The organism is Amycolatopsis sp. NBRC 101858, assembly GCF_030269325.1.
Taxonomy (GTDB): domain Bacteria; phylum Actinomycetota; class Actinomycetes; order Mycobacteriales; family Pseudonocardiaceae; genus Amycolatopsis; species Amycolatopsis ponsaeliensis.
This window is the reverse complement of record NZ_BSTD01000008.1, coordinates 107,006-120,103: the sequence shown is the minus strand read 5'-3', so window position 1 is coordinate 120,103 and position 13,098 is coordinate 107,006. Positions and strand designations below refer to the sequence as shown.

The window sequence follows — 13,098 nt, the reverse complement described above, 5'->3', positions numbered from 1 at the left end:
TATGTGTAAGGTTCCTGTCATGAGTCAACCCCCGACCGGCGATCGGCCCGGCTACCTGATCAAACGCGCCCAGCAAGCACTGAACCAGGCCTGCACCGACCGCCTGCGACCGCTCGAGCTGTCGATGTCGCAGTACGCCGTGCTGCGCGCGCTCGACGACCACCCCGGCGCGTCGTCGGCCGAGCTCGCGCGGATCACGTTCGTCACCCGGCAGTCGCTGCGGGACGTCCTGGGCGGACTGCGGTCGGCGGAACTGGTCACCGTGGCCGAGCAGGCGAGCACCGGCCGGGCGCGGCCAGTCGCCCTGACCGCGGCCGGTCACGCGAAGCTGCGCGCTGCCGAAGACCTGATCACGCAGGTCGAACTCGAAATGCTCGGCGACCTGTCGGCCGACCAGCGGCGCTACCTGGCGGACCTGCTGCACACCTGCGTCGAGAACCTGACTTGACGACGGTCGTATAGTCGGTTCCGACTAATAGGGAGCGACTAGTGCCACCACGCAAGATCCGCAACACCCTCGCGCTGGCCCTGCTCGGCCTGCTGCTCGAACGTCCGATGCACCCGTACGAAATGGCGTCCACGCTGCGCGAGCGCTTCAAGGACAGCAGCTTCAAGATCAACCCCGGCTCGCTCTACGACACCGTCGAGTCGCTGGCGAAGCACCGGTGGATCGAGCCCGTCGAGACGGTCCGGGAGGGCAACCGGCCGGAGCGGACCGTCTACGCGCACACCGAGCTCGGCCGCCAGGAGTTCATCGCGTGGCTCGACGAACTGGTCCGCGAGCCGGTCGCGGAGTACCCGAAGTTCGTCGCGGCGGTGAGCTACCTCGGCGCGCTCGGCCCGGAGCGCGCCGCCGACGCGCTGGAGGAACGCGCCCGGCACCTCGCCGACCGCATCGACGGCGCGAACACCGCTCTCGACGAGACCGTCGGCAAGGGAGCGCCGCGGCTGTTCATGATCGAGGTCGAGTTCGTCCGGCACGCGTGGCAGGCCGAGCTCGACTGGGCCCGCGCCACCGCCGCCGAAATCCGCGCCGGCTCCCTGCCCTGGCCCGACCACTCCTGAGGGGAAACTCGTGCTCGAAACCGATGTCCTCGTCGCCGGCGCCGGTCCCGCCGGCCTGCTGCTCGCCGCGGAGCTCGCGCTGGCGGGCGTCCGCACCACGATCGTCGAACGTCATCCGTCGCGGCCGCCGTACTGCCGCGGGTTCAACCTCAACTCGCGCTCGCTGGACCTGCTGGCCCGCCGCGGACTGGCCGAGGGCTTGGTCGCCGAGGGCCACCAGGTGCCGCACGCGCCGGTCACCGGCCTGCCCGGGCCCCTGTCACTCGCGGACGCGGCGACCGGACACCCGTTCTCGCTGGGGATTCCGCAGACTCGCGTCGAGGAGGTCCTGGAAGGGTGGGCCGCCGATCTCGGCGTCGAAATCCTGCGGGGGCACGAGCTGCGGTCGTTCACGCAGTCCCCGGAAAGCGTTTCCAGCGTGGTCCACAACGGACAGTTCGGCCGCACGATCACCGCGAGCTTCCTGGTGGGCTGCGACGGCGGCCGCAGCACGGTGCGCAAGCAGGCCGGGATCGGCTTCCCGGGTGTCGACGCGCGCTGGTACGCGCTGCTCGGCGACGTCGAATGCGAGCTGCCGTACGGGGTTTCGGCCGGGCCGGACGGGCGCACGGTGTTCGTCATCCCGCGGCCGGGGTACGTCCGGATCGTGGTGCGGGAGGACGATCCGCCGGCCGACAAGTACGCACCCGTGACACTGGAACAGCTGCAGGCGCAGGTGGACGCGGTGCTCGACCGGCACGTCGAGCTGCGCGAGCCCCGCTGGCTGACCCGGTTCGGCGACGCGGCGCGCTTGGCCACGCGTTATCGCGAAGGCCGGGTGCTGCTGGCGGGCGACGCGGCGCACATCCACCCGCCGGCCGGGGCGATCGGGGTCAACGTGGCGCTCGACGACGCGTTCAACCTGGGCTGGAAGCTCGCGGCGACGGTGCGCGGGACGGCCCCGGAGGGGCTTTTGGACACCTACCACACCGAGCGGCACGCGGCGGGGGCACGGATTCTGGCAAACACGCAGGCGCAGGTGGCACTGGAGGAGGCCGGCGATGCGCCGTGGGCCGATTTGATGCGCCGGATCGCCGCGCATCCGGCGGGGAACCGGGCACTGGCGGAGATCATCACGGGGCTGGACGCGTGTTACGAACCGAATGGGCATCCGTGGCTGGGAAGGCTGGCGCCGGATGTGCCGTTGGTGGTGTCTTCGGCCGAGACGCACTTGGCCGCGTTGCTGCACCCGGGGCGTCCGGTGCTGCTGGATTTGACGGGGTCGTTCGCCGGCTGGGCGGCGGCGGTCGAGGTGGTGGCGGCGTCGAGTCCGTCCACTTCGGACATCGACGCGGTGTTGCTGCGGCCGGACGGGCACGTGGCCTGGGTGGGTACGAGCGGTTCGGGCGATGACGGGCTTGCGGAGGCGGTGCACCGCTGGGTGGGTGCCGTTCCGGTCTCCGCGTAGGAAGGTCAGCGCGGGCGGTCCAGGACCGCCCGCTGCTCGACCCTGCCGTCCAGCGTGAACCGGCTGTGCGGGGTGAACCCCAGCTTCTCCACCACCCGCGCCGACGCCTTGTTCGCCGGCTCGTACACCGCCAGCAGACGCTCCGCCAACCCGGCCGAAAACACGTGGTCGCGGGCCGCCGTCGTCGCTTCGGTCGCATACCCCCGGCCCCAGCCCGAGGGTGCGATCCACCAGCCCATCTCCACCGCCGGCAACCCCAAGCCCGACTCCGTGGGGCTGCGGCTGACCAGCGACACCACGCCGTCGAACGAGCCCGGGGCCGCCGACACCGCGAACCAGCCGAAGCCGTGGGTGGTCCAATGCGTGAGCGTCGCTTGGTGCTTGGCCAGCGTGTACTCGTGGGTCCACGGCTTGCCGGTTCCGACGTAGCGGACCGTGTCCGGGATCTGCGCCATCGCGAACAGCCCGTCGAAGTACTCCTCGGCCCACTGGTGCAACGTGAGCCGTTCCGTGGTGATCAGCACCGTCCTGAGTCTAGGTGGCGCGTCCACCGATTACCGCGGGTCACGAGGGTAGCCCGTTCAGCCTATGGTCCGGACCACATTAATGGTCTATACCAATCATGTCCGGAAATCCCCGCCGCCGCGCTCGTCGTCGTGGAGGTTCCACCATGCGTCTCCGTTCCCTGCTGGCCGGCCTGGCCGGCTTAGCGCTCGTGAGCACCGGGCTCGGCGCTCCCGCCGAAGCCGCCGCCGGGTCGCCGATCCCCGTCGGGCCCTACGTCGACATGGGCGCCTGGCCCACGCCGAGCCTGTCGGCGATGTCCGCCGCGAGCGGCGTCAAGGGCTTCACGCTCGCCTTCGTCAACTCCTACGGCTGCAAGGCCAGCTGGTTCGGCGCCTACGACCCGCGCACGGCCTGGCAGAAGGACGAGATCACCAAGATCCGCAACGCCGGCGGCGACGTCAAGATCTCCTTCGGCGGCGCGTCCGGCATCGAGCTGGCCCAGGCGTGCAGCACGTCCGCGCAGGTCGCGGCCGAGTACGACGCCGTCGTCAAGGCGTACGGCCTCAAGTACGCCGACTTCGACATCGAAGGCGCGGCCGTCGCGGACCCGGCGTCGATCAGCCGCCGCTCTCAAGCCCTGAAGACCCTCCAGAACAACAACCCCGGCCTGAAGATCTCGCTGACGCTGCCGGTGCTGCCGAACGGCCTCGACGCGAACGGGCTCAACGTCGTCAAGGCGGCCAAGGACGCCGGCGTGAACCTCGACCTCGTCAACATCATGGCGATGGACTACTACCAGGGCGCGGGCGATCAGGGCGCGAAGGCGATTTCCGCGGCCAAGGCGACGCAGGCGCAGCTCAAGTCCCTCTACGGGCTGAGCGATGCGGCGGCGTGGAAGAAGGTCGGCGTCACCCCGATGATCGGCGTCAACGACTCGCAGAACGAGATCTTCTACCAGAAGGACGCGAAGGCGCTGGTGGCCTTCGCGAAGACCGTCCACCTGGGCATGCTGTCGTTCTGGGAAGCCGGCCGCGACGCCAACGCCTGCACCGGCGCGCTCTACAAGTGCACCAACGTGCCGCAGGCGAAGTACGAGTTCGCGAAGATCTTCGCGGGCTACACGGGCTGATCCGTCGCCGGGCGGGGTCCACGGCCCCGCCCGGCGGGCAGGATGGTCATGTGGACGACCACGCTTCCTCGTTCGGCGCCGCCGCGGCCGCGTACGCCCGGCACCGGCCGGACTACGCCGAAGCCGCCGTGCGGTGGGCGCTCGAGCCCGCCGCCGGGCCGCGGGTGCTCGATCTCGGCGCCGGGACCGGGAAGCTCACCGCCACGCTGGTCTCGGTCGGCGCCGACGTCATCGCGGTGGAGCCCGATCCGGCGATGCTGGGCGAGCTGCGCGGAGCACTGCCCGACGTCCGGGCGCTGCCGGGACGGGCCGAGGCGATCCCGCTGCCCGACGCCTCCGTCGACGCCGTCTTGGCCGGGAATGCCCTGCACTGGTTCGACATGGCCGTCGCCGGGCCCGAAATCGCCCGGGTGCTGCGGCCCGGCGGCGTCCTGGCCGGGTTGTGGAACGTCCTGGACGACCGGGTCGGGTGGGTCGCCGGGCTCGCACGGGTCGGCGGGAGCGCCGCCATCGGGCCGCGGGACACTCCCGCCGGCTGGTGGGCCGAGACCGCCGGGTTCGGCTCCGCGGAGCGGGCCGAGTTCCCGCGTGGGCAGCGCCGCACCGCTGATTCGCTCGTCGCGACGCTGGCGACGCGAGCGGGGATCTTGGTCATGCCGGAACCCGAGAGAGAAGCCGCGCTCGGGCGGATCCGCGCCTACCTAGCGAGCCGGCCCGAGACCGCGGACGGCGAATTCACCCTGCCGATGCAGACCTGCGTGCTGCGCGTCACCAGCTGACGGCGTCCGCGATCAGGGCGTCCCGCACCGCCGCGGGCCCCGCCGGGCAGGGTTCCGTGCGGGTGACCACGAACAGCGTGTTGATCGGCGGCTCCTCCGGGTCGAGCAAAGCGATCAACGAGCCGGAAGCCAGCTCCGCCGCACAGAGGTACCGCGGCAGCACGCTGACGCCGAACCCGGCCAGCACGCACGTCAGGACGCCGCGCAGGTCCGGCACGACGACGGAGGGCCCGGACGGCGGCCGCACCCCCAGCACCGAACGCCAGTAACGGCGGATGATCGGCAGGTCTTCGGCGTAAGCCACCAGCGGCGCGGTCCGCGGGTCGCCGGAGAAGCCGCGCGGGCCGACCAGGACGAACTCCTCGTCCGTCAGGGGTGTCGCCGTGAGACCGCGGCCGCGTGGCCGAATCGTCGACACCACCAGGTCGAACCGGCGCTGCGAAAGACCCGCCAGCAGGTCGTCGGCCAGGCCGAACGTCACCCGCAGCTTCAGCCCGGCGGTGACCAGACCGGCCAGCGCGGGAAGCACCCGCACCGTCGTCAGCTCGGCGGGCCCGGCCAGGTGCACCGGCGCGGTGAAGGGGTCCACCTCGCCGACGGTCAAGGACGAAAGCGCGTCGACGTGCGGGGCGATCCGGGCGGCCAGTTCGTCGGCCGCCGGGGTCGGGGTGACCCCGCGGGCGCGCCGGACGAACAGCTGCCGCCCGAGCTGCTCTTCGAGGGCTCTGACCTGCGCGGTCACCGTCGGCTGGGACAAGCCCAGCGACGGCGCCGCACCGGTCAGCGATCCTGCCCGGTGCACGGCCAGGAACGTCCTCAGCAGATCGAGGTCCAGCTCAGTCCTCGATCAGCTCGATGGAGTCCACGACGTTCGGGTAGAACGCGACGTGGTCCTTGATCGACGCGACCGCGTCGTACGGCTTCTCGTACGTCCAGATCGCGTTTTCGGCCTTCACGTCACCGACGTTCAGGCTGTAGTAGTTGCTGTCGCCCTTGTACGGGCAGTACGTCTCGTGGTCGGTCCGCTCCAGCACGCTGAAGTCGACGTCCGCCCGCGGGATGTACTGCGCGGCCGGGTAGTTCGACTCCTGCAGCGTCAGCGCGTTGCGGCTGTCGGCCACCACGCGCCCGCCCGCCTTGACCACCACGCGCGCCTTGGTCGGCTCGACGGTGATCGGGTGGTCCGGGCCCGGTACCAGCACCTTCTTCTCCGGCATGTCAGCTCCTCGAGAAAGTTCGCTTGTAAGGAGCAGCACCCCGGGCCCGGTGGTTATTCCACCTCAGGGCAGGTAGTACATCGGGTTCGGCAGCTTGGTCGGGTGCAGCGCGTAGCCGCCCTCGAGGTCGCTGAACTGGTCACCGACGTTCAGCACGATCTTCGCGCCGGTCGCTTCGATGTGCGCCCGCGTGCCCGACTTGTACTGGACGGTGTTGCAGGTCAGCCCGCACGGCAGGTAGTCCGGCGCGGTCACCTTCGGCTTGAAGAACGCGCCGGCCGGGGCCGGGTAGCCCTCGTTGGCCAGGTTCTTCAGCGACTGCGGACCCTGCAGCTCGTTGCGCCCGGTCAGGAAGTACACCTTGACGCCGTGCTGCGCGGCCCAGTTGGCCAGCTCCAGCACCGGCTTGTTCGCGACGAACGTGCCGTTGTCGATGGCCTGCTGCTGCTTGACCGGGTCGAAGCCGAAGTCGTTGTCGGCCTCCCAGCCGTAGGTGACCTCGGCGGTGTCGTCGACGTCCAGCACGATCGCGGGGTTCTTCACGCGGCCGAGCTGCTGCTGCAGGTAGCGCTTCGCGTCGGCGACGACGTTCTTGGTGTCCTTCACGAACCGGCTGGTGTCGGAGTAGTGGTGCTTGCCGGCGGCGTCGAGGTAGTCGCCGTAGTAGGCCTTGACGTCGTTCTTGACCTGGCCGATGTTGGCCGGTTCCTTCGAGCGCGCGGCGGTGGCGTCGTCCGATCCGGCCAGCGCGGTGGCCCCCGAAGCGACGGTGGCACCGATCGCCGCGGCGGCGGCGAGCTTGACGAGACCTGACCATTTTCCGGACACGGCGACCCTCCAGTGAAGACTTGACGACTCGGGGAACCTACGTCACGTTCACCCGGAGTTCCACCCCTCGAAAGTTTCCGTTCGCCTTTCGGCGCGGCAGAGGAAAGCCACCGGAGACCGCCCGATGCGCGTCAGCACCACCGATGCTTCCGCGGCGCCACGGGGTTTCAGCCGCCGCCGCAAGGCATCCGGGTCGACGTCGAGGCCGCGCACGAGGATTTCCAGCCGGCCGACGTCGTGTCGCTTGAGGACGGCCTTCAAGGACTTTTCGCTGTACGGCCCGTGCTCCAGGACGCGGAAGGCCCGCACGCCCGGTGGCGGTGCGTCGCCGGTCAGGTACGCGATGCGTTCGTCCAGCTGCCACAACCCGTGCCGGGCCGCGTAATGGCGGACCAGCCCGGCCCGGACGACGGCGCCGTCCGGGTCGACGATCCACTCCCCCGGCTCCCGCGTGGGCAGTTCGTCCGGTTCGGCGTCGGTGACCGTCCACTGTGTCCCGTCCGAGCGCAGGACGGTCGCCCGCCGGGTGACGCCGGTGCCCAAGCCGCGCCAGAGGCACGATTCACGCACCTGGCCGTCGAGGGACACCAGCTCGACCTCTTCGGCCCACGGCGTGATCGCGAAGTCGAGGCCGGGCGCGCACTTCACCGACAGCGCACGGCCCGGGTAGGCGTTCACCAGCTCGTCCAGCGGGGGTGTGAAGTCCGCGGGTTTCCACGCCCGCCGGCCGGCGGAGTCACGCCGGGCCGGGTCCGCGACGACGACGCCGTCCCGGCTCACCGGCCGCAGCGCGTCGGCCCGGGCGAGTCCGAACGCGACCCCCGCCGTGGTTCCGTTGTGCCGGGCCATCTCGAGCCGCACGGGGTCCAGATCGGACCCGAGCGCGCGCCGCGCCACCCGCGCGATCTCGACGAGGTCCGCGCCCACGGAACACGTGACGTCGTGGACGTCGAGACCCGCCAGCCGCCGGGCCCGGTGCCGGGCGACGAGCGACGCGCTCGCCTGCTGGAGCGCGTCCGACGTGAACAGCCAGCCGTCACCGGACAGCTTGCCGGCGGCTTTCCGGCGCAGCAGCACGGTTTCCAGGACGGCGGCCGCGAACTCCTCGCCCGCGATCCGGCGCACGGCGGCGACCGACGCGATGCGATCGGTCAGCGGCAACGACGAAACCTCGGCGAGCGCCGCCGTCCCCGCGCCGGAGCGCAGGTAGGCGACGTCGCCGAGGCTGAAGGAATAACCCACTCAGGACGGCCGCTTGGTCCCGGTGATCATCACGTTGTAGAACAGCTCGCGCGGCAGGATCTTCGCCAGCAGCTTCTTGTCCACAGCGGACAGCCGCAGCCACAGCTTGTAGGCGAACAGCCGCCAGCGGACGGTCAGCTTCTCCTGCGGCACCGCGGCCTCGAACGTCCGGATCGGCCAGCCCGCGAGCGCCGCGGCGAACTCCTCGGTGACCGCGTGGACGTCCTGCGCGCCGGCCCCGCGGGCCCACGACTCCAGCTCCGACGGGTCGAAGGTGTGGATGTCCACGACCGCTTCGAGGGCGGCCGCGCGCGACGACTCGTCCAATTCGGACTGCGGACGGCGCCAGCCGCTGAGCGCGGGCAGCTTCGTCACGCGGGTGGTCAGGAACCAGGTGAACTGACCGAGCTTGCGGGCGTAGAAGTCGCCGATCTTCGTCGGCTCGCCGGCGAAGACGAACCGGCCGCCCGGCTTGAGCACGCGCAGCACCTCGCGGAACGCCGCCTGGACGTCCGGGATGTGGTGCAGCACCGCGTGCCCGACGACGAGGTCGAAGGTGTTGTCCTCGTACGGGATGCGCTCGGCGTCGGCGACGCGGCCGTCGACGTCGAGGCCGAGCTTCTCGGCGTTGCGCAGCGCGACCTGCACCATGCCGGGCGAGAGGTCGGTGACCGAGCCCTTCTTGGCGACGCCGCCCTGCATGAGGTTCAGCAGGAAGAACCCGGTGCCGCTGCCCAGCTCCATCGCGTGCTGGTAAGGCTGGCCGTCCTCGCCCGCGACGGCGTTGAACACGTCGGTGGCGTAGGAGATGCAGCGCTCGTCGTACGAGATCGACCACTTCTCGTCGTAGGTGCCGGCTTCCCAGTCGTGGTACAGCACGTTCGCCAGCTTGGGGTCGGCGTAGGCCGCCTGGACCTCTTCGGCGGTGGCGTGCGGGTTCGGCGCCGGGTCGTTCACGTCGGTCAAGGCGTCATTTCCCTTCGAAAGTGGCCTTGCCGGGCCCGTTTTCGATGAACGACTTCATGCCGTTCTTCTGGTCTTCGGTCGCCCACAGCGCGGCGAACAGGTGCGACTCGAGCTTGAGCCCGTTCGCGAGGTCGGTGTCGAGACCGCCGTCGATGGCCGCCTTCGCCGCGCGCAGCGCCACGGCCGGGCCGTTCGCGAACTGGGCCGCCCACTTGTGCGCGGCCGCGTAGACGTCGTCGGGGGCGACGACCTCGTCGACGATCCCCAGCTTCAACGCCTCTTCGGCCTTGACGAAGCGTCCGGTGTAGACGATGTCCTTGGTCTTGCTCGGCCCGATCAGCCGGGCGAGGCGCTGGGTGCCGCCCGCGCCGGGGATGACGCCGAGCTGGATCTCGGGCTGGCCGACCTTGACGTTGTCGCCGGCGACCCGGCGGTCGGCGGTCAGCGCCAGTTCGAGGCCACCGCCGAGGGCGTACCCCGTGATGGCCGCGACGACCGGCTTCGGGATGTTCGCGATGGCGGCCAGCGTCCCCGTGAGGTTCGCGCCGAACTTGGCGATCTCGGGGTAGGTGCGGCTGGCCATCTCCTTGATGTCCGCGCCGCCGGCGAAGGTCTTCTCGCCGCCGTAGAGGATCACCGCGCGGACGTCGTCACGCTCGGAGGCCTCCTTCGCCAGCTCGGCGAGTTCGGCGGTGACCTGGGCGTTCAGGGCGTTGACCGGCGGGCGGTCGAGCCGGATCGTGCCGACCCCGTCCTTGACCTCGAGGGTTACGAACTCTCCCACGTCACTCCTCCTCGTTGACGGACTGCCAGCAGGCTACCGGTCGGTAAGGCCACCCTAGCGGCGACGGGCGAAGAAGCGATCGCCGGAACGCTCCAGGACGAGGTCTTGGTCGAACGTCTTCGAGAGGTTTTCGCTGGTGATGACGTCTTCGACGAGGCCGGACACCACCGCGTGGCCGTCGCGGAGAAGCAGCGCGTGGGTGAACCCCGGCGGGATCTCCTCGACGTGGTGGGTGACCAGCACCAGGGCCGGTGCGTCCGGGTCGAGCGCCAGGTCGGACAGGCGCGCGACGAGGTCCTCGCGGCCGCCCAGGTCGAGCCCGGCGGCCGGCTCGTCGAGCAGCAGCATCTCCGGGTCGGTCATCAGCGAGCGGGCGATCAGCGCGCGCTTGCGCTCGCCCTCGGACAGCGTGCCGAAGGTGCGCTCGGCGAGGTTGCCGATGCCCATCGCGTCGAGGAGCTCGGTCGCGCGGGCGGTGTCGAGGGTGTCGTACTCCTCACGCCAGCGGCCGAGCACCGCGTAGCCGGCGCTGACCACGACGTCCTTGACCAGCTCGTCGCCGGGCACGCGCTGGGCGATCGCGGCGGAGGTGAAGCCGATCCGCGGGCGCAGGTCGAAGATGTTGACCCGGCCGATCCGCTCGCCGAGCAGGTCGACCTCGCCGGTGGTCGGGTGCAGCTCGGCCGCGGCGAGGCGCAGCAGGGTGGTCTTGCCCGCGCCGTTCGGGCCGAGCACCACCCAGCGTTCGTCCAGTTCGACGTTCCAGTCGAGGCCGGCGAGGAGGTCGTTGGTCCCCCGGCGGACGCCGACACCGGCCATCCGGACCACGAGGTCGTCAAGTTCGCTGGGCTGGATCGGCTCGCTCACGAGCCCCATTCTGTCTGCCGTCGCGCGCGCGTGCGCACCCGCCCGGGTGAGACGGCGATCCGGCTGGTCGGAACGTGTCCACGACGTGGAACGACGCACGCCGGAAGTGCCGTGCGCCACTCGGTTGTGGCAGGATCGCGAGCATGTCAGCCGACGTGCACGCCACCCCGGTCACCCGGGGCTCGTTCTGGCGCCGTCGGGCGATCGACCTGCTCCTCGTCGCCTCGGCCGGGTGTACGCGGGCGCGGCTCCGCTGATCCCACGCGCCCTTTCCGGCGCGCGAGACCGGGCCGCGCTGTTCCCGCGTCCCGATCACTTCCGCGTCCGAGGAGCACCCGCGTTGACCACTTCGATCGCCCGTCCCGCCGTCGAGATCCACCCGCAGCTGACCGATCCGCTGCTGCCCGAGCTGCTGCACCCGTCGCGGCTGCTCTGGACGCCGCGTGAGCTGGCGGACCTGACCGCCACCGTCACCACCGAGCTGACCGCGAACGTCCAGGACATCCTGCGGTTCGACGAAGACCGCCGCTGGTGGGCCCGGCTGGCCCTGACCGACGGCGTCGAGCTGTGGCTGCTGTCGTGGCTGCCCGGCCAGCACACGAAGCCGCACGACCACGGCGGCGCGTCCGGCTCGTTCACCGTCCTGCAGGGCGAGCTGGGCGAGGAGTACCGCTACCCCGGCGGCCCGGTCCGGCGGCGCACGCACGTTCCCGGCGAAGGCATCGGCTTCGGTGCCGGCCGCGCCCACCAGGTCACCGGCATCGGGGACGCGCCCGCGGCGAGCGTCCACGCGTACTCGCCGCCGCTGGTGCCGACGCGGGAGTACGCGTCGCTCGCCGACGTCCCGGCCGAAATCCCGCCGCTGCCCGCTATCGTCCACGGATGAGCGCGATCGATTCGTTCCTGGAACAGGCCCGCTCCGGCCTCGACCGCGTCGGCCCGGCCCGGGCGCGCGAGCTGCAGGAGGCGGGCGCGCTGCTCGTCGACATCCGGCCGTTCGCGAATCGCCAGGCCGAGGGCGAGATCCCGGGGTCGGTGGTCGTCGAACGGATCCACCTGGAGTGGCGGCTGGCCCCGGACAGCGAGTGGCGGCTGCCCGGCGTGACGGCCGACTCGACGGTGGTCGTGCTGTGCAACGAGGGGTACTCGTCGAGCCTGGCCGCCGCGGACCTGCAGCGGCTGGGGCTGCCGAACGCGACCGACCTCGAAGGCGGCTTCCGCGCCTGGGCCACCGCCGGCCTGCCCGTGCAGACCGGCGGCAGCCCCGCGGTGCCCTAGGCGAGGGCGGGCGCGACCTTCTCGACGAACAGGTCGATGCCGGAGCGGTCGTACGCGGCTTCCGGGAAGTTGAAGATCGCGTACGACATGCCCAGCTCGCCCATCGCGGCGAGCTTCTCGGTGACCTGCTCCGGCGTGCCGGTGGTCGGGCTGTTCTCGAAGTTGCCGGCCCAGCGCGCGACGGCGTCGGGCTCGATGTACTTGCCGAGGTGGGACTTCAGCCAGGCCAGCTTGTCCTGGACGTCCTTCTCGGTCTCACCGATGACGATGTTGTGGTTGGCCGAGCGCACGATCGCGTCGTAGTCGGTGCCGACGTCCTTGCAGTGCTGCGCGAGGATCTCCGACTTGCGGGTGAAGGTCTCCGGGTCGGCGGCGAAGTTCGTGTACTTCGCGTACTTCGCGGCGATCTTGAGCGTCTTCTTCTCGCCGCCGCCGGCGATCCACAGCGGGAGGCCGCCTTCCTGCGGCGGCAACGGACGGAGGATCGCGCCGTCGGTCTTGTAGTGCTTCCCGTCCAGTGTGGACGTCCCGGTGGTCCAGAGGTCGCGCATGATCCGCACGCCCTCGTCGAGCTGGCCGAGGCGGTCGCCGGCGCCGGGGAAGCCGTAGCCGTAGGCCCGCCACTCGTGCTCGTACCAGCCGGCGCCGATGCCCATCTCGACGCGGCCGCCGGAGATGATGTCGGCGGTCGCGGCCACCTTCGCGAGGTAGGCCGGGTTCCGGTACCCCATGCAGGTGCACATCTGCCCGAGCCGCACGGTGTCGGTCGCGGCGGCGAACGCCGACATCAGCGACCAGGCCTCGTGCGTGGCCTCCTCGGTCGGGACGGGCACGGTGTGGAAGTGGTCGTAGACCCAGATCGATTCGAAGGGCCCGGCTTCCGCGTGTTTCGCGAGGCCGAGCATGGTCTTCCAGTGGTCCGCGGGGTCGATGCCGGCGAGGTCGAGCCGCCAGCCCTGCGGGACGAAGATTCCGAAGCGCATGGGTTC

General features: G+C 70.9%; 16 protein-coding genes. 7 read left to right on the top strand and 9 right to left on the bottom strand.

The window, feature by feature from the left end:
* Nucleotides 1–19: 19 nt before the first annotated feature.
* From QSK39_RS47625 to QSK39_RS47615, 3 genes are read left to right on the top strand one after another with little or no spacing between them, the layout of a single operon-like run.
* On the top strand, nt 20–448 hold the full coding sequence (locus QSK39_RS47625) for a MarR family winged helix-turn-helix transcriptional regulator (RefSeq protein WP_285484463.1): 429 nt from the start codon (nt 20–22) through the stop codon (nt 446–448).
* A 41-nt stretch (nt 449–489) separates the two neighbouring features.
* Nucleotides 490–1,065 (top strand): PadR family transcriptional regulator, encoded by a 576-nt coding sequence (locus QSK39_RS47620; protein ID WP_285484462.1) that lies wholly within the window; start codon nt 490–492, stop codon nt 1,063–1,065.
* Between the two features lie 10 nt (nt 1,066–1,075).
* Complete coding sequence (locus tag QSK39_RS47615; RefSeq protein WP_285484461.1) at nt 1,076–2,512, top strand: FAD-dependent monooxygenase; 1,437 nt, start codon at nt 1,076–1,078, stop codon at nt 2,510–2,512.
* A 5-nt stretch (nt 2,513–2,517) separates the two neighbouring features.
* Here the strand turns inward: QSK39_RS47615 and QSK39_RS47610 are convergent, their stop codons facing one another.
* On the bottom strand, nt 2,518–3,036 hold the full coding sequence (locus tag QSK39_RS47610) for a GNAT family N-acetyltransferase (RefSeq protein WP_285484460.1): 519 nt from the start codon (nt 3,034–3,036) through the stop codon (nt 2,518–2,520).
* Nucleotides 3,037–3,182: 146 nt separating this feature from the next.
* Between QSK39_RS47610 and QSK39_RS47605 the strand changes: the two genes are divergently transcribed.
* Together QSK39_RS47605 and QSK39_RS47600 are read left to right on the top strand one after the other, a co-directional pair.
* Nucleotides 3,183–4,148 (top strand): chitinase, encoded by a 966-nt coding sequence (locus tag QSK39_RS47605; RefSeq protein ID WP_285484459.1) that lies wholly within the window; start codon nt 3,183–3,185, stop codon nt 4,146–4,148.
* 50 nt (nt 4,149–4,198) lie between these two features.
* Nucleotides 4,199–4,927, top strand: a complete 729-nt coding sequence (locus QSK39_RS47600) for a class I SAM-dependent methyltransferase (RefSeq protein WP_285484458.1) — start codon at nt 4,199–4,201, stop codon at nt 4,925–4,927.
* Here the strand turns inward: QSK39_RS47600 and QSK39_RS47595 are convergent.
* From QSK39_RS47595 to QSK39_RS47565, 7 genes are all read right to left on the bottom strand, one after another.
* A complete protein-coding gene (locus QSK39_RS47595; RefSeq protein WP_285484962.1) occupies nt 4,917–5,747 on the bottom strand; it encodes a LysR family transcriptional regulator in 831 nt (276 codons plus the stop codon). The genes QSK39_RS47600 and QSK39_RS47595 overlap by 11 nt on opposite strands.
* Before the next feature lie 16 nt (nt 5,748–5,763).
* A complete protein-coding gene (locus QSK39_RS47590; RefSeq protein WP_284743154.1) occupies nt 5,764–6,144 on the bottom strand; it encodes a DUF427 domain-containing protein in 381 nt (126 codons plus the stop codon).
* 63 nt (nt 6,145–6,207) lie between these two features.
* Complete coding sequence (locus tag QSK39_RS47585; RefSeq protein WP_285484457.1) at nt 6,208–6,972, bottom strand: HAD family acid phosphatase; 765 nt, start codon at nt 6,970–6,972, stop codon at nt 6,208–6,210.
* A 48-nt stretch (nt 6,973–7,020) separates the two neighbouring features.
* The gene (locus QSK39_RS47580; protein ID WP_285484456.1) at nt 7,021–8,214 is read right to left on the bottom strand and encodes a class I SAM-dependent methyltransferase; all 1,194 of its coding nucleotides are present in this window, start codon (nt 8,212–8,214) and stop codon (nt 7,021–7,023) included.
* Nucleotides 8,215–9,180: a class I SAM-dependent methyltransferase gene (locus tag QSK39_RS47575; RefSeq protein WP_285484455.1), complete on the bottom strand. Its 966-nt coding sequence runs from the start codon at nt 9,178–9,180 to the stop codon at nt 8,215–8,217.
* Nucleotides 9,181–9,184: 4 nt separating this feature from the next.
* Nucleotides 9,185–9,964: an enoyl-CoA hydratase/isomerase family protein gene (locus QSK39_RS47570; RefSeq protein ID WP_285484454.1), complete on the bottom strand. Its 780-nt coding sequence runs from the start codon at nt 9,962–9,964 to the stop codon at nt 9,185–9,187.
* 54 nt (nt 9,965–10,018) lie between these two features.
* A complete protein-coding gene (locus QSK39_RS47565; RefSeq protein WP_285484453.1) occupies nt 10,019–10,840 on the bottom strand; it encodes an ABC transporter ATP-binding protein in 822 nt (273 codons plus the stop codon).
* Nucleotides 10,841–11,171: 331 nt separating this feature from the next.
* Here QSK39_RS47565 and QSK39_RS47560 point away from each other — a divergent pair, with 331 nt between their 5' ends.
* Together QSK39_RS47560 and QSK39_RS47555 are read left to right on the top strand one after the other, a co-directional pair.
* The gene (locus tag QSK39_RS47560; RefSeq protein ID WP_285484452.1) at nt 11,172–11,717 is read left to right on the top strand and encodes a cysteine dioxygenase; all 546 of its coding nucleotides are present in this window, start codon (nt 11,172–11,174) and stop codon (nt 11,715–11,717) included.
* Nucleotides 11,714–12,109 (top strand): rhodanese-like domain-containing protein, encoded by a 396-nt coding sequence (locus QSK39_RS47555; protein WP_285484451.1) that lies wholly within the window; start codon nt 11,714–11,716, stop codon nt 12,107–12,109. Before QSK39_RS47560 ends, QSK39_RS47555 begins: the two co-directional genes overlap by 4 nt.
* On the opposite strand, the gene QSK39_RS47550 is transcribed toward QSK39_RS47555, so the two are convergent.
* Nucleotides 12,106–13,092 carry an LLM class F420-dependent oxidoreductase gene (locus QSK39_RS47550; protein ID WP_285484450.1) on the bottom strand — a complete coding sequence of 329 codons (987 nt, stop codon included), beginning with the start codon at nt 13,090–13,092 and terminating at the stop codon, nt 12,106–12,108. The genes QSK39_RS47555 and QSK39_RS47550 overlap by 4 nt on opposite strands.
* Nucleotides 13,093–13,098 lie beyond the last annotated feature (6 nt).

What these genes read in the sequence shown, in the direction of transcription:
- QSK39_RS47605 (WP_285484459.1), top strand. Translation starts at nt 3,183, where the DNA reads ATGCGTCTCCGTTCCCTGCTGGCCGGCCTGGCCGGCTTAGCGCTCGTG.
- QSK39_RS47625 (WP_285484463.1), top strand. Translation starts at nt 20, where the DNA reads ATGAGTCAACCCCCGACCGGCGATCGGCCCGGCTACCTGATCAAACGC.
- QSK39_RS47590 (WP_284743154.1), bottom strand. Translation starts at nt 6,144, where the DNA reads ATGCCGGAGAAGAAGGTGCTGGTACCGGGCCCGGACCACCCGATCACC.
- QSK39_RS47555 (WP_285484451.1), top strand. Translation starts at nt 11,714, where the DNA reads ATGAGCGCGATCGATTCGTTCCTGGAACAGGCCCGCTCCGGCCTCGAC.
- QSK39_RS47550 (WP_285484450.1), bottom strand. Translation starts at nt 13,092, where the DNA reads ATGCGCTTCGGAATCTTCGTCCCGCAGGGCTGGCGGCTCGACCTCGCC.
- QSK39_RS47565 (WP_285484453.1), bottom strand. Translation starts at nt 10,840, where the DNA reads ATGGGGCTCGTGAGCGAGCCGATCCAGCCCAGCGAACTTGACGACCTC.